A 21779-nucleotide genomic window follows, 5' to 3' on the forward strand; every position below is an offset into this window, starting at 1 on the left:
CGGTTTGAAAGACTAATTAAACCATATACTTTATTCTTTACAGATATTAAATATCATATAATTGGTATTATATAAGAATTTCACTCTATCTGTTGCGCGGGGATAACTCTGTCAAGTTAAATTCTTCCAATTCCACTCTCACACTGACTCGCTCTAATGTGCAGAATAATAACGAGTCATCGACAAGGCCTTTCGTGAGTCCCGCTATGAGATCAAACGAAGGGAAATCCACAGGTTGACAATCAGTATTGAAGCTATCAGCATACAAAGTCTTGTACACCTCGGGCGTGTCACCGTAATAGTATGCGTTTTAAATAGCAATTGCTTTGGGCGATACTACTATGCAACATTTTCTCAGGCGATTAGTTTAAAGGGATAATATGAGCTTATAGAGGAATAAATCATGACTGCAAAAAAACAAGGCAAAGCGAAAAAATTCGAAACTGCGCTCGCTTCCATGTTCACCGACATCACCGATGGCAGGCTGGCCAAAGAAACACTGCGGGAGAGCGTGGAAATCTATCGATCCATTCTCAAAGCCTCTCCCGATGCCATAACGACCACCGATCTTGATGGTCACATCCTCATGGTTTCGCCCGCGGCATTGACTATGTTCGGTTACGAACGAGAGGATGAGCTGGCAGGGCATTTGGTTACCGATTTTATCTTCCCCGAGGATCGGGATAAAGCATTATCAAATATTGCCCTTATGTTACAGGGTATCATGACGGGGCCGGGTGAATACCGTGGATTGCGTGCTGATGGAAGCACCTTTGAAATAGAGGCAAACGGAGAGTTAATCCGGGGCGCTGACGGGCAACCTACCAACATAATTTTCGTTATCCGTGACATCACCGGCCGTAAACGTGCAGAAAAGGAGTTGCGGAAGAGCGAGGAATTGTTTAAGTCGATGGTGCACAATAGTGATGACTTGACGATTCTGACTGACGATAAAGGCATCGTGATCTATCTCAGTCCTCAGTGTGAAAGCATTCTCGGATACCCGAGCGACAAATTCATTGGGCAAACCATGCCGGACATTATTTATCCTGACGATTTCGCCAAATGTCAACTTGCATGGGAACAAGTTTTCCACCACGGGCAAGAACTGCGCGATTTTGAATATCGTATTATTGATGGTAAACAAGAAGTGCGGTGGATTTCTCATTCAGCAAGACTGGTCAAGGTGGATGGCAAGGTTTTGGGCATGCAGAACACCATCCGCAACATCACCAAACGTAAACAGGGGATGAGAGCGCTCAGGGAAAGTGAGGAGCGGCACCGGACCATACTCCAGACGGCCATGGACGGTTTCTGGCTGGTAGACATGCAGGGACGCCTGCTGGAAGTTAATGATGCCTATTGCCGGATGAGCGGCTATAGCGAGCAGGAACTGCTGGCCATGAGCATTCCCGATCTTGAAGTCACTGAATCGGCCGCCGACACAGCCGCCCACATCCAAAAGATCATAGCACAGGGCGAGGATCGTTTTGAGTCCCGGCACCGCCGCAAGGACAGGAGCATTTTTACCGTCGAGATAAGCGTCAAGTACCGACCTGTCAAAGGGGGGTTGTTTGCGGGTTTTATGCGCGACATCACCGAGCGCAAGCGCTTAGAGGATGTGCTGCGGATGAGCGAGGAGAAATACCGCAGCCTGGTAGACAACTCCAACGAATCCATACTGGTGGCTCAGGACGGTCTGCTCAAATTTGTCAATAACAGAACTTCAGAGCTGACCGGCTATTCGGAGCAAGAACTAACTGCTATGCCGTTTTCTGAATTCATCCACCCGGATGATCGGGACATGGTGGTTGGAAATTACTTAAGTAGAATCAAAGGAGAAGCCCTTCAGCCCAAGTATGAGTTCAGAATTACTACTCGTGATGGTGTTGTCAAATGGGTAGAGATCAACGCCGTCATGATTGAGTGGGAAAGTAAACCGGCTACACTGAATTTTATCAGCGATGTCTCCGAACGCAAACGAACCGAGGAGGCGCTGCGTGAAAGTGAAGATAAATATCGTACCATTGTGGAACAGTCGGTTATGGGGATAGGGATATCGAAAGGAAATCAGATCATATTTGCCAATAAGGCTTTATTACGAATGTTAAATTACGATGATCTTGAGGAATTTAAAAAAATACCTTTATTAGACCACGTTGCCCCATCTTCGCGTCAATTAATCACTGAACGGATGACGATGATAGCTGAAGGGGAAATCCCTCCACCGGAATATGAATACGATATAATATCTAAGGGAGGGCTGATCAGGACGTTTCTCGCTTCCAACATTCGTTTATCATTAGGAAAAGAGTTTTATATTCAATCAACTTTCCAGGACATTACAGAGCGCAAGCGAGCGGAGGAGGCTCGTGAACGTACCCATAATGAAATGGAGAATCTCCTTAACAATTTAACCGATGCTATTTTTTCGGTGGATGCTGTTAAAAATACAATGATGATTGTTTCACCCGCACACCAGACAGTGTTTGGCTACCCGCCATCAGAATTTTTTAAAAATCCGCAATTATGGTACGAACAAGTTATCCCGGAAGATAAACCAATCATAGATGCGGGTTATCCGGTTTTATTTGCAGGTAATAATCTTCAGCATCAGGTCAGGATAGTTCATCCCGATGGGCAAATACGATGGATTGAAGCAAGATTGAGACCGACACTGGATATTGAAGGAAAACTTGTTCGGGTAGATGGGATTGTTGCCGACATTACCGAGCGCAAACGGATAGAGGAGGCGCTGCGGGCGAGCGAAGAACGCTTCAGAAAAGTCTTTGAAAGGGCTCACCTGGGCATTGTCATCACCTCGCCATCATTTAAATTTGAGAAAGTTAATCCGGCTTTTTGCCGCTTAATGGGATACTCGGCGGATGAACTCATTTCCATGACATTCGCAGATATAACACACCCGGATTACCTCAAGAAGGATATGGAGAATGTAAAGAAAGTCGGACGGGGCGAAATACCCTTCTATCAAACCGAGAAGCGATATATCAAAAAGAACGGCGATGTACTATGGGGTAACCTTATCGTTTCGAGTATCCGCGATGAGCACGGCGCGTTGCAATATTATCTTTCCATGGTAAATGACATTACCGAACGCAAGATAGCGGAAGAGGCGCTGCGCGAAGTGAATCAACGCTTTGAAGCCCATATATCCAACTCCCCCCTCGCTGTTATCGAGTTCGACCCCCAATTTCGTGTCGTCAAGTGGTCTGGCGCGGCAGAACGAATATTCGGCTGGAGTCAGGATGAAATCCTCGGCAAAGCAATTACTGAAATGCCCTGGGTCTTCGAGGAGGACATGGAATCAGTACAACAAGTGTCTGAAGACATGCTTACCGCCCGGCGTCCAAGTAACCTGAACATCAACCGCAATTACACAAAAAACGGATCGATTATTCAATGCGAATGGTATAACTCTGCTATCTATGATGAGCAGGGACAAATGAGATCAATCTTATCACTCGTACTGGACATCACCGAACGAAAATGGGCAGAACGTCGTCAATTACTTTCGGCTGAAATCCTGGGGATTCTTAATGAGGATATTGCCTTCTCTGATGCTGTTAAAAATATTCTCATCGCAATCAAACAGGAAACGGGATTCGATGCGGTTGGGATTCGCCTTCGAACCGGCGATGACTTTCCGTATTTTGTCCAGAACGGTTTTTCCGAGGATTTTCTGCGCACGGAGAATACACTCATTGTCCGTGAAAAAGGTGGCGATGTCTGCAGGGATGAAAACGGCAACATTTCCCTCGAATGCACCTGCGGGCTGGTACTTTCCGGGAAAACCGATCCGTCAAATCCTCTTTGTACACCGGGGGGAAGTTTCTGGACAAACGATTCGATTCCTCTCTTAGACCTTATGGCCGACCAGGATCCGAGGCTTCATCCGCGGAACCGCTGCATACATGAAGGCTTCCAGTCCGTTGCGCTGATTCCCATCCGCGTGAAAGAGGAGATTGTTGGTCTGCTGCAGCTCAATGATCGTAAAAAAGGGCGCTTAACGCTCGACAGGATTCGCTTTTTTGAGGGGATCAGCGAAAGCATTGGCATAGCGATTATGCGCAAACAGTCTGAAGATGCGCTGCGGGAGAGCGAGGAGCGATTAAGGCTGGCGCAGAAAGCCACCAACGATGTGATATGGGATTGGAATATTGTCAATGATCAACAGATGTGGAATGAATCGGGTGCTGTCGTTTTCGGCTGGACAGATATAGTAACAGTTCCGCAAACCGCTGCCTGGTGGGTTGAGAAAGTGCATCCAGAAGATCGTCAGCGAGTCGATGATGGATTTTTCACCGTAATAAATAATCCAACCGAATCCCGCTGGCAAGATGAATACCGGTTTTTAAAGTCCGATGGAAGCTACGCCCATGTGGTGGACAGAGGGTATGTTATTCGGGATACTCAAGGCAAGGCTGTCCGCATGATCGGCGCCATGCTTGACATCACCGAGCGGAAGAAAGCTGAAGAGTTGCTTTTTCTTTCAAAGCAAAAGTTGGAACAACACGTTAAGCAGACACTGTTCGCTGTCATCGAATGGGACATCGATTTCAGAGTCAGAGAATGGAATACCGCAGCCCAACAGATTTTCGGTTATACAAAAGAAGAAGCTCTGGGACAGCATGCCAGCTTCATTATTTCCGAATCCGCAAGAGAACATGTGGATGCTGTATGGCAGGCACTTCTGGTTCAAAAGGGCGGTCGCAGGTCGATGAACATGAACATCCGAAAAGACAGCCAGATTATTTCCTGCGATTGGTTCAATACTCCTTTGACGGATACTCAGGGAAAGACTACAGGTGTAATTTCACTCGCCATGGATGTTACCGCAAAAATACAAGCTGAGGATGCGTTGAAAAAGAGTGAGATACGATATCATGAACTGTTTAGCAATATAAGCAGCGGAGTTGCTATATATGAAGCGCGAGATAATGGGAACGATTTTATTTTCAAGGACATGAACAAAGCCGGCGAACGAATAGATAACGACCGGAGGGAAAATGTTTTAGATAAGAGCGTTTTAGAGGTACGGCCGGGGATTAATGAATTTGGGCTGCTCGATGTATTTAAACGAGTATGGAAAACCGGTATTCCCGAATATTTACCCGTGAGTCTATACCATGATGAGCGGTTGACAAAATGGTATGAAAATTTTGTCTATAAGCTTCCTACCGGTGAAATAGTAGCAGTCTACGATGATGTGACCGAGCGTAAAAAGTCTGAAGATGCGCTGCGGGAGAGCGAGGAGCGCTTTCAGCAGCTGTTCGATCATATGGCAGATGGAGTTGCCGTCTATCAGGCGGTGGATGAGGGTCAGGATTTTGTCATTGTGGACATCAACAAAACGGGACAATCCCTCAGCCATGTTCGCCTGGACGAGGCGGTTGGCCGACGGGTCACCGAGGTCTTTCCGGGAGTGGAGCGGATAGGGCTTCTGGACGTATTCCGTCGCGTCTGGCGAACCGGCAGGCCAGAGCATCATCCGCTCACGGAGTACAAGGATGGCCGCATCAAGGAGTGGGTGGAGAACTATGTATATAAGCTTCCTTCGGGATTGATCGTCGCGATTTATGAAGACACTTCCGAGAAGCATCGGGCGGAGGAGTTACTCAGGGAAAGCGAGGAACGGCTTGATTCGATAGTGCGTACAATCCCTGACATCATTTATCGACTCGATTCTGAAGGGAAAATTGTATTTGTAAATAGTGCAGTAGAACAGTACGGTTATACAACTGATGAGTTAATCGGCAGAGATATACTTGATTTTGTATGTCCCCGTGATAGGGAAAAGGCTTCATACAGACTTAATGAGAGAAGAACTGGTGACAGGCATACGAAATCTTTCGAGATACGGTTGATGCGTAAGGATCAGGTCTGTATAGAATTTGATATAAAATCAGATATAGTTTCCAGCATGCCGGTATTTAGTGTTGATGCCGAAGGGATCTATATAGCCCAGGGGACCAAAAATCAGGTGTTTTTGGGTACACAGGGAATCGCCCGCGACATCACCGACCGTAAGCATTACGAGGAGGAAAAGGCTAAACTCGAAGCCCAACTCGCCCATGCCCAGAAGATGGAGTCGATTGGCTTGCTGGCCGGCGGTATCGCCCACGACTTCAACAATATTCTCTCGATCATTCTCGGATTCGCCCAGATCGCAAAAGAGGACACTATACCTCCCGGCAGTTCCATCATCGAATCTCTCGATGAAATCGAAAAGGCGGGATTACGGGCAAGCGATCTTGTCAAACAGATACTGGCTTTCAGCCGGAAATCCCAGACCGAGCGTCAGCCGTTCAAGGTCGGCCTCGTTATCAAGGAATGCATAAAAATGCTCAGGGCTTCCCTGCCTTCTACCATCGATATCAAGTACACAGATACATCATCGTCCGATCTGATTCTCGCCGGGCCCGCTCAGATAGAACAGATCGTCATGAATCTCAGTACAAACGCCAGCCATGCAATGCGCGATAAAGGTGGAGTGTTAAAGGTTACCCTGGAAGACGTTGTCTTCGATACCAATAACATAACATTGTATCCCGGCCTTGTCCCCGGTGAATATTCAAAAATCACGTTCTCGGATACCGGATACGGTATGGACCCCCAAATACTGCCCCATGTGTTCGAGCCGTACTTCACAACGAAGAAAAAAGGCGAAGGAACCGGTTTGGGACTGTCGGTGGTTTATGGAATCGTGAAAAGCCTGGGAGGGAATATCAGCGTATCGAGCACGATTGGCGTCGGAACAACATTCGAGATTCTGATTCCGAAGTACCTGAAGAAAGAAATTACGACAGAGGAAAAGCCTGCCTTGTTCAAAGGAGGAAGGGAAAGTATACTAGTGGTTGATGATGAATCGCAGATTGTCGATATTGAAATGAAGATGTTGAAAAATCTCGGGTATTACGTCACCGGATTTACGAAAAGCGAAGATGCGCTCGGTTTCTTCACCGCCAATTCCGGTTCATTCGATGTTGTGATCACCGACCAGACGATGCCGATGATGACGGGTGACGAATTAGCCGCAGAGCTGTTAACGATTTGTCCTGATCTTCCAATAATTCTTTGTACGGGGCACAGCGATCGTATCGATGAAAAATATATCAGTAAAATCGGTATAAAGGCGCTGTTGTTCAAGCCGGTTACCGTCGCCAATCTGGCTAAGACCATCAGAAAGGTTCTGGATGATGAATAAAGCAGTGAAAAACGATATTCCAAAAGCCGGTATATTGATTATCGACGATGACAAGGCTTTCTGCAAGATGCTGTCGGTGAAGCTGAAATCGTCAGGGTATGGTACAGTTTCCGTTCAAACTATCGCGGAAGGGCTGCGGACTGTTACAGAAGGTGCGTTCGATGTCGTGTATCTCGACGTCAATCTTCCCGACGGGAACGGACTCGATCTGCTGCCCCGATTGCGGAGCATCGAATCATCGCCCGAGGTTATCATTATCACGGGAGCGGGAAAACCCGATGGCGCGGAGCTGGCCATAAAGTGCGGCGCGTGGGATTATATCCAGAAAGGTTCCACACTGAACTCGATGATACTTCCCCTCATCCGTGCACTCGATTACAGGAAAGAAAAGAAAAAGTCATCGATTCCAATCTGCCTTGAGCGTTCCCATATTATCGGAGACAGTGAAGCGATCAATGTCAGCCTCGACAGGATTGCGAAAGCGGCGAACAGCGATACCAATGTCCTGATAACCGGCGAGACAGGCGTGGGGAAAGAACTCTTCGCTCAGGCCATTCACAAGAACAGCCGTCGCAGCGAAAATAATTTCGTTGTAGTCGACTGCGCATCGCTTCCTGAAACCCTTATAGAGAGCATCCTTTTCGGACATAAAAAAGGCGCATTCACCGGAGCGCACGAGAATCAGAGCGGACTTGTCAAACAAGCCGATGGCGGTACTCTGTTTCTCGATGAAATAGGCGAACTTCCCCTCTCTATTCAGAAAAGTTTTCTCAGAGTCCTTGAAGACCATTCGTTCATGCCGATAGGCAGCAGCAATCATATAATAAGTGACTTCAGGCTTATCGCGGCTACGAACCGGAACCTCGAAGAAATGGTAAGGAGCGACATGTTCAGAGAGGATCTGCTTTACCGGATCAGAGCGTTCGTTATTGAAATCCCGCCACTGAGAGAGAGAAAAAGCGATATTATCAATATATGCTTTCACTATACCCGAAAGATTTGTGAACAATCAGGGATCGATATAAAAGGTTTTTCCCCCGAGTTTTTCGAGATTCTCATGTCATACGACTGGCCGGGCAATGTCCGCGAGCTGGTCCATATGATCGAAACGGCTATCACCGCCGCCCAGACCGAACCGATACTCCATACCTGGCACCTTCCAGTTGCCCTGCGGGCACAAATCGCCAGCGATTCCATGAAACATTCCGGAAAAACGGTATCACCTGAAACGTCTGTATCCGGGGATTTCCCGCCCATGAGAGAAGTTCTCGAATTAACCGAAAAACAGTATATCCAGAATCTTCTTCGATTTACCCGGGGGAACAGGACGGTGGCATGCAGAATATCGGGTCTTTCACGAACCAGCCTTTTTATCCGTATGAAGCACCACAATATCACCTGATCTTCCCGATAACCATCTCTTCATTTTTTTTAAAATACTCCCCGGTATTACGTATTGTGAACAGTGTTCCGAATACAGAACATGTCCGCCCTCCTGAATACGAACAGACCCAACATCGATATAACTTCTTGTTATACCGTATTTTACTTTGCCAGTTGTATTGATCCGATATGGGTTCATTAGCACACATTTTTAAGGACCTTTATGACAGTTTATGTCAGAAATGTTTTGGTAAAAAATCGTTATATATTATTTTATCATAAATTTATGTTTGTACTGATTTTCAGACTATTTGTTACTATTTTTCGATGAATTGTAGAATTTGTGTAAATAATGGGAATGCATATGGTTACGCTGATTTTATTAAAAAAGAATAACTTATGAATATTTTAGTGTTTCTGCTTGACATACAGGAGGTCACTGGTTCAATTCCAACAGGTAATAACTCAGGAGTATTAAGAGATTGCGATATATTTTAATCTCTCTTCGAGTGTGCCAGTTTGTGCCAGAAATGGTGTGAAATAGAAGAAATTGTGGGAATGGTGAACTTTTTAAGGAATTTTTATAAATGCAGAGGCCATGACGTATTAGGTTTATTATTAGTGATTTGCGATGGTTGCTGAATCATTGCTCAATTGTGACTGGCAGTCAGGAGGTCGCGAGTTCGATCCTCGCTAGCTCCACCAAATTTCGTTTTTCACGGAAATCGTCTTTTCGCTGTATCTTCTTTTAATCCCCTGCCTCCCGATATTTCTAATAATATTAAAGGATTCCTTGAGTTTATAAATAAACTCCCCATCTTTCCAGATCAGGTTCGAAAATACGATCTTTATTATTGCTTCGGTGGTTAAACAGTGACATAAGATTGTGTCATGTCGAACTTGTTTCGGCATCTATTCCAAATATCAGTATCATTATTTATTCGCCGGAGCAGTAATTTGCGTTTTTCTTCAGCATTCCGGCTCCAATGCGAGGGGATCAATCTCATTTTCCCGGAATATTTGATATTATGTATCGTGAACCATCCCTTTACATACCGGCATTATGCCTCACCAATTTTCCCGGTGATTTCCATCCGTGGACTCCTATAAAGGGGGAATATCGAAAGCTTGTTTAAATCAAGGAAGGGAGCGTAGAAAAGGATACGGAGTAGGCAACCGGAAAGCCAACAAATCTGATTATCTATCTATGGGATGTATAATGGGTATTTCGGTATTCAGGCAACAGCAGATCAAATCATATAAAAAAATAAACACATCCAAAGCTCTTAAGCCGCACACTTTTTCTGATTCTTAACTGTATATCTTCACACCGACCTTTTCGGCAGTTCTTTCAATAAATGCCTTGGCCTCGGGATATTCCTCATCCTTTCCAAACTCCAGCATGAGTACCCGTGTCCTTTTCATCCGGCTCATCCTCACGAGGTATGTTTCATAATCCTGGACACCCTTGCCTGCGACTATCATATCGAGGTGAACAAGCATCCCCCGACCCATTACGGTGTCTTTGGCGTGACAGTTGGCAATATTCTCGCCAAGCATGTCAAAACACCGGTTGAGCATCTCGGTGGAATGGAAATAGTTCGCGACCGTAAACATGTTCGCGCTGTCGAGCGCAACCTGACAGCGGGGGTCGCCAACATCTTCTATGAGCCGTAAGTGGGCTTCCGGGCCGTCGAGAGGCGTAGTGACCACAGCCTCCATACCAAGCACCGACTTATAACCGGCGGTGTCTTTCAGTATCTGTTTAACGCCTTCGACGCCGAGTTTCCATGTCTCTGCTGTCCAGTTATCCGGATGCATACCCAGCCCGTTGTCTGGATCACGGCTCCCCAGCCCGGCGCAGACAGCGCCTCCACCGCACCGTTCGGCAGCCTCGACGTTTTCGGTAACATGTCTGATGACTTTTTTTCGTATGGTGCTGTCCGGATGGATCAAGTTATCGGCAGTCATGTGGTCGAAAAAATCGACATCGTACTCTTTAAGAGCCGCTTTGAGCTCTGCGATCTCCGAATCTGAAGCGTCGAGCCATTTATTATGGCTGCCCAGATGGTTTGAGACACCGGCCGCGGTATATCCCTGATCCCGGATGCTCTTGACAGCTTCCGTTATGCTCTTGTCTGTCGGGTACCAGAGGCGTGTGGCTCTCGAGCTGCAGGCAAGACGGATGGGTGTCGGTCCGGGTTTCAGGTCCCGCACAAGGTTTCTATCCGGTCCGCGGGACCACAGGTTCCCTTCCCATGCTTTACTTCGTGAAAGCGCCGGTCCCTTTTTCGTATTTTGATTAAAAGCCGGTCCTGCTCCCGCAAATAATCCGGTCGACACCGCTCCAGCCGTCAGAGCCTTACGCCGCGTCATCCCGTGCGTCATGTGATTACTCCTACTTTTTCTTCTGTTCTTCCCAGAGTTGATGGTAGCTGACCAGCTTTATTCCCTTTTTGAGAATGATGGATTTCACCTCGATACTGCAAAGAGCATCCAGTTCTGCCGCCCTGTGCTTGCCGACGCCTCCTCCGGGGAATATATCCGGGGGATCTGCATGGATGAGCGCATCATCTTCCGGGGAATCTATCGCTATGTGATCGACAATTATATATAAACCCGGTTCTTTGATTGCGTCAAGCTGCTTAACCAGTGTTTGTGTCTTCTCGTTTTCCGGTGTCAAATATATTCCAGGGATACGCTTTTCTCCAAATCCCATTGAAACAGGAAGATTATATTCACTTGCCAATTTTTCCTTAATTTTCTGGTCAACTCCGCTGTAATGGCTGTCGAGATACTGTACATTTATTCCTCTTTTGAGTGCCAGCTCGATCTGAGCGCGCAGTTCTGCTTCCATTTCATCAAGTTTAGGATTGTTTGCCGCAAGCGCTCCAGGGGTCTGGAAAAGAAATCCGTCCTCATCCACCAGGGAAGAAACCTTATCCCACGGAAGCACAGGTCTCCACCGGTATCCCATCCATTCTCCCATGAGGCAGAGGTGAACCCCTACACACCACCCGGGATTCTTTTTGGCGAGTTCTGCAGCAGCCTCAAACCATGGTGCAGGCACTTGTATTGCACCGCTTGTCAATATACCATGGTTAAAAGCCCTCTCAAATGCCACCAGTGAGCCCTGGGTCATGCCCATATCATCTCCTCGAACAATGAGCCGTATTTCCCCTGCAGGTTTAGTCTGAGTGGCTTTTGCCTGAGAAAATGCATAACCCGGCATCATAATCACCATCATGCACAAAAAAACAAAAACAGCGAGCGCTTTGTCAGTAACTTTTTTCATCATACACCCCTTTTTTAAATGGATATTTCGATAAACAGTAGTGCCCGCAAACTGGGTAGAAATTCTTTGCATATAATAACTTCTTTCTATTATAGATGTCAATACTTTTATAGTTTAATGTTTTTAATTCAAGCAAATGACGATGTATTCTCCTGATGTAACAATATCTGGATACAGATGACTATAGAGCGTCGGGCCGAAAATGGCGAGAATATACCGGTCAGGACCTCCTGCACAAAAGTGGCTTTCGACTGGAACAACGATGCTTATTGTGTGAGACTATCTGACGATTCAACGGTACTGCTGCATTCACGGGATCGTGGCGCGACTTTTACTGCATGGACGATACTGGGCACAGGCAGTTTCGACATTGAATAGTTTACCGACCACAAGCAAACGGACGGGCTGCCGTTATGAGCGCGATTCGTGAGTTACAACTGATTTCATTACTCTGTTACAGGTACAGCCCGGTTTCATCGTTTCACGTTTGATCACATTGTCTACAGTTAAACTTCCCGTATCTTTCCTGGTCAGGTGCACAAATATAGAATACAGATTAAGCAGCCAGAAAGCCAACAAATTCTTCAGAAAAATTACTCGTATTTGGTTTAATGTATGCAAGACACTGACTCACAATTTCTGCATCTGAAGTCTTAGCAAAATCATAGATTAATTCCAGATTCCTTCTTGAGCCTGGCAAATTTGAATTATCAGGTAAGAAATCTGTTGCATACAGGATTTTCTCTTCTTGCTTCTTATGCGCGAAGCATCTTTTTAACATTTATGATAATAGATTCAGCATGTATTCTTTTTTACGCCGAAGGTTTCCGTATGATGGCCTGTGTCACGGGCGGTATGGTACTTGTTTTCCCGTGAAGACATAGGATATGTAGGTTCTTTATTATCAGTCATTTTCGATAAAGAAAGCTCTCGATTTGGTGCTGTTTTCTCTGAAATGTTTAATTTTTTCATATTCTTCCGAAAAAAAACATTTTTTGGCTTCTTCCATTGATTCAAATGCTATGATTATAGACCTTTCTGGCTTGTTGCCAATAAATGGTACTATCTTATTGCTTCGTGCAATATACTCACCATTATGTGCGTGAATTATTCTTACAACCTGTTTGATATAATTATCATACATTTCATGATCAAAGATTTCTTCAATAATTACGACAAATACTGTCTTCTTCATTTTTTATGCTCCTTAAAAAAGTGTTGTGATAAACACCATTTACATGTCCTTGACAGCAACAATACAACAAATTTCGTCATGGCGCGTGAAAAAGACACTTTTTCACCGCCCTCCTAAAATGCTTTATCAATAATAAAGGGAACCTGTAATAATTATTTTTGTGGTGAACGAATTATAAAAGTTGTATTTATTTCTCAAACCCCCATTCCTGCCCTTCGGGCATTCTTCCCCCGACCGGGGGCTGGATACCACTGTGGCGCACGACTTCCCTTGCCCCTGAGGGACACGAAACGAAGCGTAGAGCCGCGAAGCGCAAGGGAATGAGGGAAAGGGGGCTGTAGTATAAACCAGAATGCCTTGTCAAATACCTTTCTTGATAAATAGAGAAGCCCTTAGTTCTTTAATAAATAAATATTCTTTTTAAAACAACTGTTTTTGACGCACGCTATTTCAATCCCTGAAAACACTGAATTTTTCAGAGATTCTTTGTTGCCGTTTGGGAAAGGTTTTTGATGTAGCGGTTTTTCTGCGATATGGTGATAGAATAAAACACGCTCGCTCCAACTTCTGACAAATCGTTACACCGGGCCGATAGTTGTGTTTACGGTCGCTATACGTACCTGCATGTATTAAAATAATCCGGAACCACATTTAAACCGCCGGACGAGATGCAGGTCTTTTTTTAAATCCCGGTATATTTATAAAGAAAAAATCGTTTTTTTATTGACAAGTGAGAATTGGAATAATATTTTCTTTGTTTGTAGCATGATAATTATATTAGTAGCACACAATCATCACACTATTATTATTCGTAACACCGAAGGGAGCGGGAAGATGTCGTCCACTGTTTTGCTGGTTTTGGGTACGTTATTGCACACTTCCATCTGTTCTGCACAGACGGATTCCACAAAGACCTATATTCTTGATGAAATTGTTGTCACTGCAACGAAAACGGAAGCGAAAGCCTCCGACCAGCCGTTCGATGTTGGTGTAGTGACCGAAAAGGAACTCCATGCGATTCCATTCAGCAGTCCCAATGTCGGCGAGGCGATCCGTCACCTTCCGGGTGTGAATGTCGGGTTCGGGAACCGTAACATACCCGCATGGGTTCATCTCAGGGGAGCAGGAATTTTTTCCAGCCGCACTCTCTATCTGGTGGATGAACTACCTTTGTTCCACCCGATGCTCAATATCGCCACCCACCCGTCGAATATGAGCGGTGTGGAGGTTTTGCTTGGACCCTCGTCTTCACTCTACGGCCCGAATGCCGCTGGAGGCGCGCTGAATGTCAAATCAAAGTCTGGAGTTAATAATCAAGGTGTAAATGTCAATATGGGGTTGGGATCGTTCGGAACAACACGGCCTTCTGTCTCGATTGGTAAACAAATCCGTAACTGGGATGTGTACGTATCTTTCGCTCAAGACAAATCAGATGGATGGAAGCTGTTTTCCTTAGATAAAGCGCGCTACTTACACCAAGCGCTCCTTGCACTGGAAAAAACCGGTGGTACCGGGTATTACAGCAGCGTATCCATTGATGACAACTCGTATACGAACAATTATACGTATGGGAGAGTGGGATATCATAATCCTGAAAAGGGGTACGGTTTTACAGCGGGTCTCCATTATATGGGGATGGATTACTACCCCGGCGCAAAGAACAAGACGGACGATGAGAAACGTATGGTTGGTACCGGAAAACTATATACACCAATTTCGAACATTGGTTTTGCTACATTTCGGTTCGGGTACCAGGAGATCAGCTATGAAGGGGTGAAGAGCACGACGGGTATGATTTCGGTAGCAGATTCGCTCATCAACGGCCGGTTCGTGTATGCGGAAAAAGACAAGAACAACAGCTATGTCTACGATCCGACCGTCACCCGGTCGAGCGATTCGAAACAGACCCGCGTTCCGCTCGATTTTCAGACTGACTGGTTCTTCATCCCCAACAACATGCTCACCGCAGGGCTCGGATATATCAAGGACACCGCCGATCAGCAAACATACGGTGTCAGCAAAAACGTCGTAGCAACAACTCCGACTTCTGATACGGTGTATGATGTCCTGCAATCCTCGTTTTACCTTCAGGACCAGTATAAGATGCTGAACAACCGTCTTGTTTTCCTTGCCGGTTTCCGTTATGATTCCTGGGAATACACGAATATTTACGATCTTACTTCCACCGACCAACATCCCGGTGATATTACAAAAAACACGAATACCTATCGCGCGGGAGTCAAATACTTACTCTCCAAACAGTTCTCCGTACGCGCTTCCGGAGGGACAGCGTTCTATCCGGGGATGGCATCCTTTTTCTTCAAGAACTCCCGTAGCGGATCGACCTGGTCCGAACCAAATCCTGATCTGAAGCCGGAACGCACAAAAATGGTGGATGCAGGTTTGGATTATACGGACCAAGCGCGTGGAATTCAGGCATCCATTACCCCGTACATCGGACGTATAAGCGATTTTATGACCTATCGTTACGACCAGCATCCCGACAGCGTGAACATCCAGATCGTCCGCCGGTATAACGCCGGCGCGGTGAACATCCGCGGAGTCGAACTCGGTTTCAGGCAGGCGGTCACTCGCGAAGTGAACTATTATGTGAACTATACGTATAACCACTCCCGTATCGACGATGCGGTTGATGATCCGACCACAAAAACCGTGGACGAACGTATCCAGCAGGGGAAACAGCTGGCGAACGCCCCCGATCACTCCTTCAACTTCGGAATCACATACGACAAGCCGTCCCTGGTAGGTGCGACACTCTCGGGACGTTATGTTTCGGAACGGTTTTATAACGATGAAATCCAGCGGAGGACCATCGATTATTTCAAGATGGACCCGTATTTCGTCATGGATGTGAAAATATGGAAAAACCTCACGTTCTCGTCGCATACGGTTACCGCATCACTCGGTGTGGACAATCTGTTCGACACCGATTATGATGGCGAATTTTATTACACACCCGCCGGGCGGTTCGTTCAGTTCACGGTTGGATATCATTTGAATATGTAACAGTGGTGCCATTCATTTTTCCGCACAGAAGCGGGACGGCTGGAAAAATCGGTCATCCCGCTTTGTTTACATGGATAGGAATCTATGCTTTTCAGGCTTTTGACATCTTTTTTCTCCATCGGGATTCTGACTGTCGTTTCATTTCTGGCAATTGAACTTGCCCCGGGAGACCCGGCGGAACTGATTCTGGGGAATGTATCCACCACCGTTCCCCGTGAAACGGTGGATCATATCCGGGCGTTTTACCACTTCAACCGCCCGCCTCTGATACGTTACCTCGAATGGGTCGGAGATGTCTTCCGGGGAGACTGGGGATACTCTCTCAAGAGCGGAAGGAAAGTAACCGCCGAATTGCTGGACAGGCTCCCGACAACCCTGAAACTTTCCTTCGGATCGATTGTCCTTGCGGTAATAACAGGGGTTATTGTCGGTACCCTGAGCGTATTTCATGAAAACAAACCGCTCGATCATGTAATCCGGTGTATAACTGTTTTTGTCCTTTCACTTCCCTCTTTTCTGATCGGACTCCTGCTCCTGTATGTTTTTTCTTTTCGCGTGAACTGGACGCCACTTTACGGTTCGGGAAATATAGGCGGTCTGATATTACCCGTTCTCGCTCTGGGCATTGCTCAAGGTCTTTACTATGCAAGGTTGCTCAGGAACTCACTCATCGAATCCATCCATCGCGAGTATTTTTTGGCAGCCCTTGCCAAGGGATTACATTATCGAAAAGCTGTCATTCATCATGCCCTGAGGAATGCAATAACACCTCTCGTTTCGGTTATAGGGCTGCGCTTTGCCGGTCTGCTTGGAGGTGTGGTGATTATCGAGACGATCTTTTCGCTGCCCGGAATCGGTAGTTATATATTCGAGGCCATCGCGAGCAGGGACTATACGGTGATTCAGGGATATGTAGTGTGTGTAGGAACAGCCGTAGTGACCATGAATCTTCTGGCGGATCTTGCCCTCCGGCTCATCGACCCGCGAACAACAAAATCAAGGATTCACTGATACATGAATGCTTCGCTCGTTTCGGGAATTTTTATTCTCTTTTTCTTTCTGGCGGTCTGTGTCTTCGGTTTCGCGATTACGCCGTACCCTCCGTCCCTGACCGATTACGGGAATATCTTTCAAAATCCGTCCATCCACCATCTTTGCGGCACCGATCATCTCGGCAGGGATGTGCTGAGCCGTCTGCTCATCGGAACGAGAACGACCCTCGTCCTCGCGATCGGTATTGCGCTCATCAACATCCTCATCGCTCTGTTTGTTGGGTCTGCTTCCGGATTCTTCGGGGGAAAGCTCGACACGTTCATCATGCGGCTGGTGGACAGTCTTATCGCCTTGCCGGGCTTTCTTCTGGCAATCTGTTTTCTCGGCATATTCGGGGGAGGTGTAAAAAACCTTGTGGTGTTCCTCGTTCTTACCGGATGGGCGGGGCTGTCGAGAATAATCCGCAACGAGGTAATCGTCGTCAAGAACATGGATTTCATCATTTCCAACATTTCTCTCGGCTTCGGCACATTCCGAATCATCCGGAGACATATTCTTCCCCATATCATACCCTCGCTTCTCATCATTTTCATTATGACGATGACAGGAGAGTTGTTCTCTATCGTCTCATTGAGCTTCCTCGGTCTGGGTATTTCACCCCAGATACCCGAGTGGGGAGCCATTCTGAATGACGCTCGTCCGTATTTCCTGTCCTCACCCGGACTCCTCGTTTTCCCGACACTTTTCGTTTTTTTCGCGGTTCTCGGACTCCACTTTCTTGCCGACGGTGTACGGGAATACATGGACAGAAAAAAGATTCTCATCGAGATGGAAGAAAACGGCCGCTTGTTCCGTGTCGATGAAGCCCCCATCGGAGACTCCCAATGAACCTTCGCGTTCCTTGCGCCCTCGCCCTCGCGTTTCTCTGTGTCTTTGGAGCCTGTTCGCCTCATTCTGAAAAGGGGAACCGGCTCGTTATCGGCGTCGGCGGCTCGCTCAATCTGGGAACGAACAATCCCGTATACATCCAGAGGAACGCCAATGTCTGGGAAACGTTTTCCCGGCTTGACGATTCCTATAAACCGCAGCCGCTCCTCGCGGAATCATGGAGTTCCGGGGAGAACGGGACCGTGTGGACGATGCGTCTGCGCCGGGATGTCGTGTTTCATAACGGCGACTCATTAGATGCCTCACTTGCCATTGCCAATATCCGCCGGTTCAAAGACCACCCCGAATTCGATTACTATGGTGTTTATACGTATCTCGATTCGATATATACTCAGGATAATTATACCATCATCCTTGCATTTTCACGTCCGTGCGTCGATCTCCCCAATAAAATAGGTCATTATTTCAGCGGGATTTTCAGCCCCGAATCGTTCGATGGCGAAGGGAAAATCTCCGCGCCCATAGGGTGCGGCCCCTATGAGTTCGTAAAAAGCGAAACGGGGAAATGCGACATGGTGAAGTCATTCGACCGTTATTTCGGCGGGAAACCCTATTTCGACACAGTCGAATTCCGGATCATCCCCGATCCCCTGGTACGAGTCATGGCGCTCATCCGGGGAGACATCGACATGATCGCTCACCACGGCGGAGTTCTTCCCGAACACCTCAAACTCCTCCGGGGAAATTCAACTGTCGTTGTCGATTCCTGCGATATAGGGGTATCGCATTACCTCCTTTTCAACTGTGCGAGCGAGGCGTTCCGGGACCGTGAAAACAGGGTGGCGTTCTCGCTTCTTCTGAATCGGAAGGAGATGGTTGACTTGATCCTCCGGGGCAAGGGTATTCCCGCACACGATTATTTTGTCGGGTCGATCAGTACATGGGACAGGGCGCGATTCCCGGAAATACCCGACACATCCATGATCGCCTCCGCTTCCGCCATGTTCCGGAACAAACCGATCACCCTTGTTCTCGCGCAGGGCGACGTATCGAACTGGGGGTATAAACAGATAGCGGAATACCTGGCTGATTATTACGGGAAACGGGGCATTGATATATCCATCGTTTCCCTTGAGGGGGGAGCCTGGCAGCGGGCGATACAGAAAGGCGATTATTCATTCACTCTCTATCCGCTGTCCATTCCGACGGGAACCCCGGAGCTCTTCATTCGCGCCCTGGCGTGCTCGCAGGGGCTCAAGGCCAGAAACACCGGCAACAGAACCCATTTTTCCTCGGCGGATGTCGATTCACTCGTGGAAAAAGCGGTAACAGCGCCATCGCTCGCACTCCGGGACAGCCTCTATAACCGGGTTCTTGACATCATGGCCCGCGAACAGCCTGTTGTGCCGTTGTACCATGAGCGGTATTATTATGCATATAAAAAGGGATTGAAGCACATCTCGCTCGATCCGTTTTTAAAACTCGATCTATCACGCATATCACGGTGAATGCATGCTGGAAGTAACTGATCTTTCCGTTTCATTCGTAATGAAGAATGAAACTGTTCGGGCTGTCAGCTCGGTCTCCTTTGCTTTGGGGTATGGGGATAAAACGGCGGTAATTGGGGAAAGCGGGTGCGGAAAGACTGTGCTTGCCCTCGCAATGCTGAATCTGCTGCCTCAAACTGCCCGTGTCGACGGTTCGATCCGATTCAATGGAAAGGAACTCACTCTGGAATCCGAAGCAAGAACCGTGAGAGGCAGGGATATCGGCATGAGCTGGTCCAATGCCGAAAACTATTTCAATCCGATATATACGGTCGGAGAACAGATATCGGAAGCCTATCGTATTCATCACCCGTCAAGGAAAAAAGAGGCACGGGAGAAAACTCTCTCCCTGATGGAGAAATTGAATTTTCCACAGCCGGACAAGGTTTTCCGTTCCTACCCGCACCAGTTGAGCGGAGGGATGAACCAGCGCGCCATGATTGCCATGAGCCTTATAAACGATCCCTCGCTGGTCATTATCGATGAGCCGACCCGGGGATTGGATGATCGCAACCGGGAAATGGTCATGGACACCATACATTCTCTGGGAAATATCTCGATTTTTCTCATCACCCATGATCTTTATCTTGCGGAACGTATTTCGAATTTCATCATGGTTATGCGGCAAGGGATCATCCTCGAAACAGCAGCAAAAGAGGCGTTCTTTTCCTGCCCTCACCATCCGTACTCTATCGATTTGTTGCATTCTGTTCTATAAAAAACGCTTAAACCGGCCGGAGCCATGACCGAACATCAGTGCATCATCGAGACCAGAAACCTCAGCGTTTTTCATTTTTCGGGCGCTGTACTCACCAAAAAACACTATGTGGTGAAGAATTTCACCATGCATATTCATCACGGGGAAATCATCGGTCTGTCCGGCGAGAGCGGCTGCGGCAAGTCCACGCTCGGCAAGTCTATCCTCAATCTCATCCCGACCTGGGAGGGCGATATATACTGGAACGGTATAAATATCCGAAACAATGACCTTCGTCCGTACAGGCGCAATTACGGCTGGATGAGCCAGGAACCGTTTCTCATATTCAATCCGCGCCGTAAAATAATCGACTCGCTCGCGGAGACGCTCCTCGTTCATCATATGGCATATACCACCGATGAAACAATAACCGTTCTCGAACCTTTTCTGCGGAACATGTCCCTGGATAAAAATCTTCTCTCCCGGTATCCCTTCGAATTGAGCGGCGGACAGATACAGCGTCTCTCACTGTTGAGAGTTCTTTCCCTGCAACCCCGTTTCGTGGTGCTCGATGAACCTACATCATCGCTTGACCCCATCAGCCAGAAACAGATTGTCGAGCTTATCATGCACTACCATTCCGTCTTTAACATGGGCATCCTCTGGATATCTCATTCCGTCAGGTTTCTGGAGAAAAACGCTCATACCATTCATCGATTGGATTGAACGATGGATACCCTTTCGGCGATACAGGCGATAAATCATGATTCGTATGGGAGAATTGCCTCTCTCTGGGATAGAACGGTCAAGGAGAACTACGATTTCGAATTGCATGAGCGATGCAGGAACCTGTTCATCCGGCATCTGCCCGGAAAACGGATTCTTGAGGTGGGATGTGGCCTGGGATGGGACAGCCATTTTTTTTCGCTGGCCGGATACGATGTCACCGCCACCGATTTTCAGGAAGAATTCATTGCGCTGACCAAATCAAGGAATCCCGGTGTAAAGGCTCAGGTCATGGACATGACGATTCCGGCACACTTTCCCGAACCGTTTCATGGCATCTACGGATTCGCTTCTTTCCTCCATATTCCCCGCGAACAATCAGAAGAGACTTTAAAACGGCTGGCTGCCCTCCTGTGCGATAACGGCGTCTTTTTTCTGCACCATGTCCGGTCGAACAAGGGGATCATTCGGTACACACAGCCCCGACTGCTCATCGATAATAATCCGGCGTACTGTTTTTGTCACTCTGAAGATGAAATGAAACAAATGCTTCTCAACGCAGGATTGTCTTCAATCCAGTTTACCGGATATTCGTCGGGGAAAAGCGGCGGTCTTTCTGAGGAATTGGGATTGTCTCCGTATCAGGTGCTATCCTTTAAAAAATAATCCGCTGCTGTTCCTGTATAAGTCGGTAATGGCAACTGAAACGATATGTATAATCCTTATTTTTATTCCAATCCGGAAAAGCGTGTTCGGTGTGGAGGTCGTCTGTTCAATCCCGACTATCTCCACCAATGAAACAA

13 protein-coding genes are annotated in these 21779 nt (G+C 47.1%); 10 read left to right on the forward strand and 3 right to left on the reverse strand.

Features of this window, described 5'->3' with window-relative positions; all coding sequences use genetic code 11:
- Positions 1 to 403 precede the first annotated feature (403 nt).
- The gene (locus LLG96_09905) at positions 404 to 7225 is read left to right on the forward strand and encodes a PAS domain S-box protein (protein MCE5250517.1); all 6822 of its coding nucleotides are present in this window, start codon (positions 404 to 406) and stop codon (positions 7223 to 7225) included.
- Positions 7215 to 8627 carry a sigma-54 dependent transcriptional regulator gene (locus LLG96_09910; protein MCE5250518.1) on the forward strand — a complete coding sequence of 471 codons (1413 nt, stop codon included), beginning with the start codon at positions 7215 to 7217 and terminating at the stop codon, positions 8625 to 8627. The genes LLG96_09905 and LLG96_09910 overlap by 11 nt, the downstream gene beginning before the upstream one ends.
- Before the next feature lie 1292 nt (positions 8628 to 9919).
- Here LLG96_09910 and LLG96_09915 read toward each other — a convergent pair.
- Both LLG96_09915 and LLG96_09920 read right to left on the reverse strand, forming a co-directional pair.
- Complete coding sequence (locus LLG96_09915) at positions 9920 to 10996, reverse strand: sugar phosphate isomerase/epimerase (GenBank protein ID MCE5250519.1); 1077 nt, start codon at positions 10994 to 10996, stop codon at positions 9920 to 9922.
- 10 nt (positions 10997 to 11006) lie between these two features.
- Entirely contained in the window at positions 11007 to 11903 is an 897-nt protein-coding gene (locus LLG96_09920) for a ChbG/HpnK family deacetylase (GenBank protein MCE5250520.1), read from the reverse strand.
- Between the two features lie 177 nt (positions 11904 to 12080).
- Here LLG96_09920 and LLG96_09925 point away from each other — a divergent pair, with 177 nt between their 5' ends.
- Complete coding sequence (locus LLG96_09925) at positions 12081 to 12281, forward strand: hypothetical protein (GenBank protein MCE5250521.1); 201 nt, start codon at positions 12081 to 12083, stop codon at positions 12279 to 12281.
- 526 nt (positions 12282 to 12807) lie between these two features.
- Here LLG96_09925 and LLG96_09930 read toward each other — a convergent pair.
- Positions 12808 to 13098, reverse strand: a complete 291-nt coding sequence (locus tag LLG96_09930; GenBank protein ID MCE5250522.1) for a DUF1330 domain-containing protein — start codon at positions 13096 to 13098, stop codon at positions 12808 to 12810.
- Positions 13099 to 13932: 834 nt separating this feature from the next.
- Between LLG96_09930 and LLG96_09935 the strand changes: the two genes are divergently transcribed.
- The 7 genes from LLG96_09935 to LLG96_09965 all read left to right on the forward strand — a co-directional run bounded on the left by LLG96_09935 (position 13933) and on the right by LLG96_09965 (position 21642).
- Positions 13933 to 16125, forward strand: a complete 2193-nt coding sequence (locus tag LLG96_09935; protein ID MCE5250523.1) for a TonB-dependent receptor — start codon at positions 13933 to 13935, stop codon at positions 16123 to 16125.
- An 84-nt stretch (positions 16126 to 16209) separates the two neighbouring features.
- The gene (locus LLG96_09940) at positions 16210 to 17136 is read left to right on the forward strand and encodes an ABC transporter permease (protein MCE5250524.1); all 927 of its coding nucleotides are present in this window, start codon (positions 16210 to 16212) and stop codon (positions 17134 to 17136) included.
- 3 nt (positions 17137 to 17139) lie between these two features.
- Positions 17140 to 18006 (forward strand): ABC transporter permease, encoded by an 867-nt coding sequence (locus LLG96_09945; protein MCE5250525.1) that lies wholly within the window; start codon positions 17140 to 17142, stop codon positions 18004 to 18006.
- Positions 18003 to 19514 carry an ABC transporter substrate-binding protein gene (locus LLG96_09950; GenBank protein MCE5250526.1) on the forward strand — a complete coding sequence of 504 codons (1512 nt, stop codon included), beginning with the start codon at positions 18003 to 18005 and terminating at the stop codon, positions 19512 to 19514. The genes LLG96_09945 and LLG96_09950 overlap by 4 nt, the downstream gene beginning before the upstream one ends.
- A gap of 4 nt (positions 19515 to 19518) precedes the next feature.
- The gene (locus LLG96_09955; protein MCE5250527.1) at positions 19519 to 20271 is read left to right on the forward strand and encodes an ABC transporter ATP-binding protein; all 753 of its coding nucleotides are present in this window, start codon (positions 19519 to 19521) and stop codon (positions 20269 to 20271) included.
- Between the two features lie 24 nt (positions 20272 to 20295).
- On the forward strand, positions 20296 to 20976 hold the full coding sequence (locus LLG96_09960; GenBank protein MCE5250528.1) for an ATP-binding cassette domain-containing protein: 681 nt from the start codon (positions 20296 to 20298) through the stop codon (positions 20974 to 20976).
- A 3-nt stretch (positions 20977 to 20979) separates the two neighbouring features.
- The gene (locus LLG96_09965) at positions 20980 to 21642 is read left to right on the forward strand and encodes a methyltransferase domain-containing protein (protein MCE5250529.1); all 663 of its coding nucleotides are present in this window, start codon (positions 20980 to 20982) and stop codon (positions 21640 to 21642) included.
- Positions 21643 to 21779: the final 137 nt, after the last annotated feature.

Source organism: bacterium (assembly GCA_021372535.1).
Taxonomy (GTDB): Bacteria; Latescibacterota; Latescibacteria; order Latescibacterales; family Latescibacteraceae; genus JAFGMP01.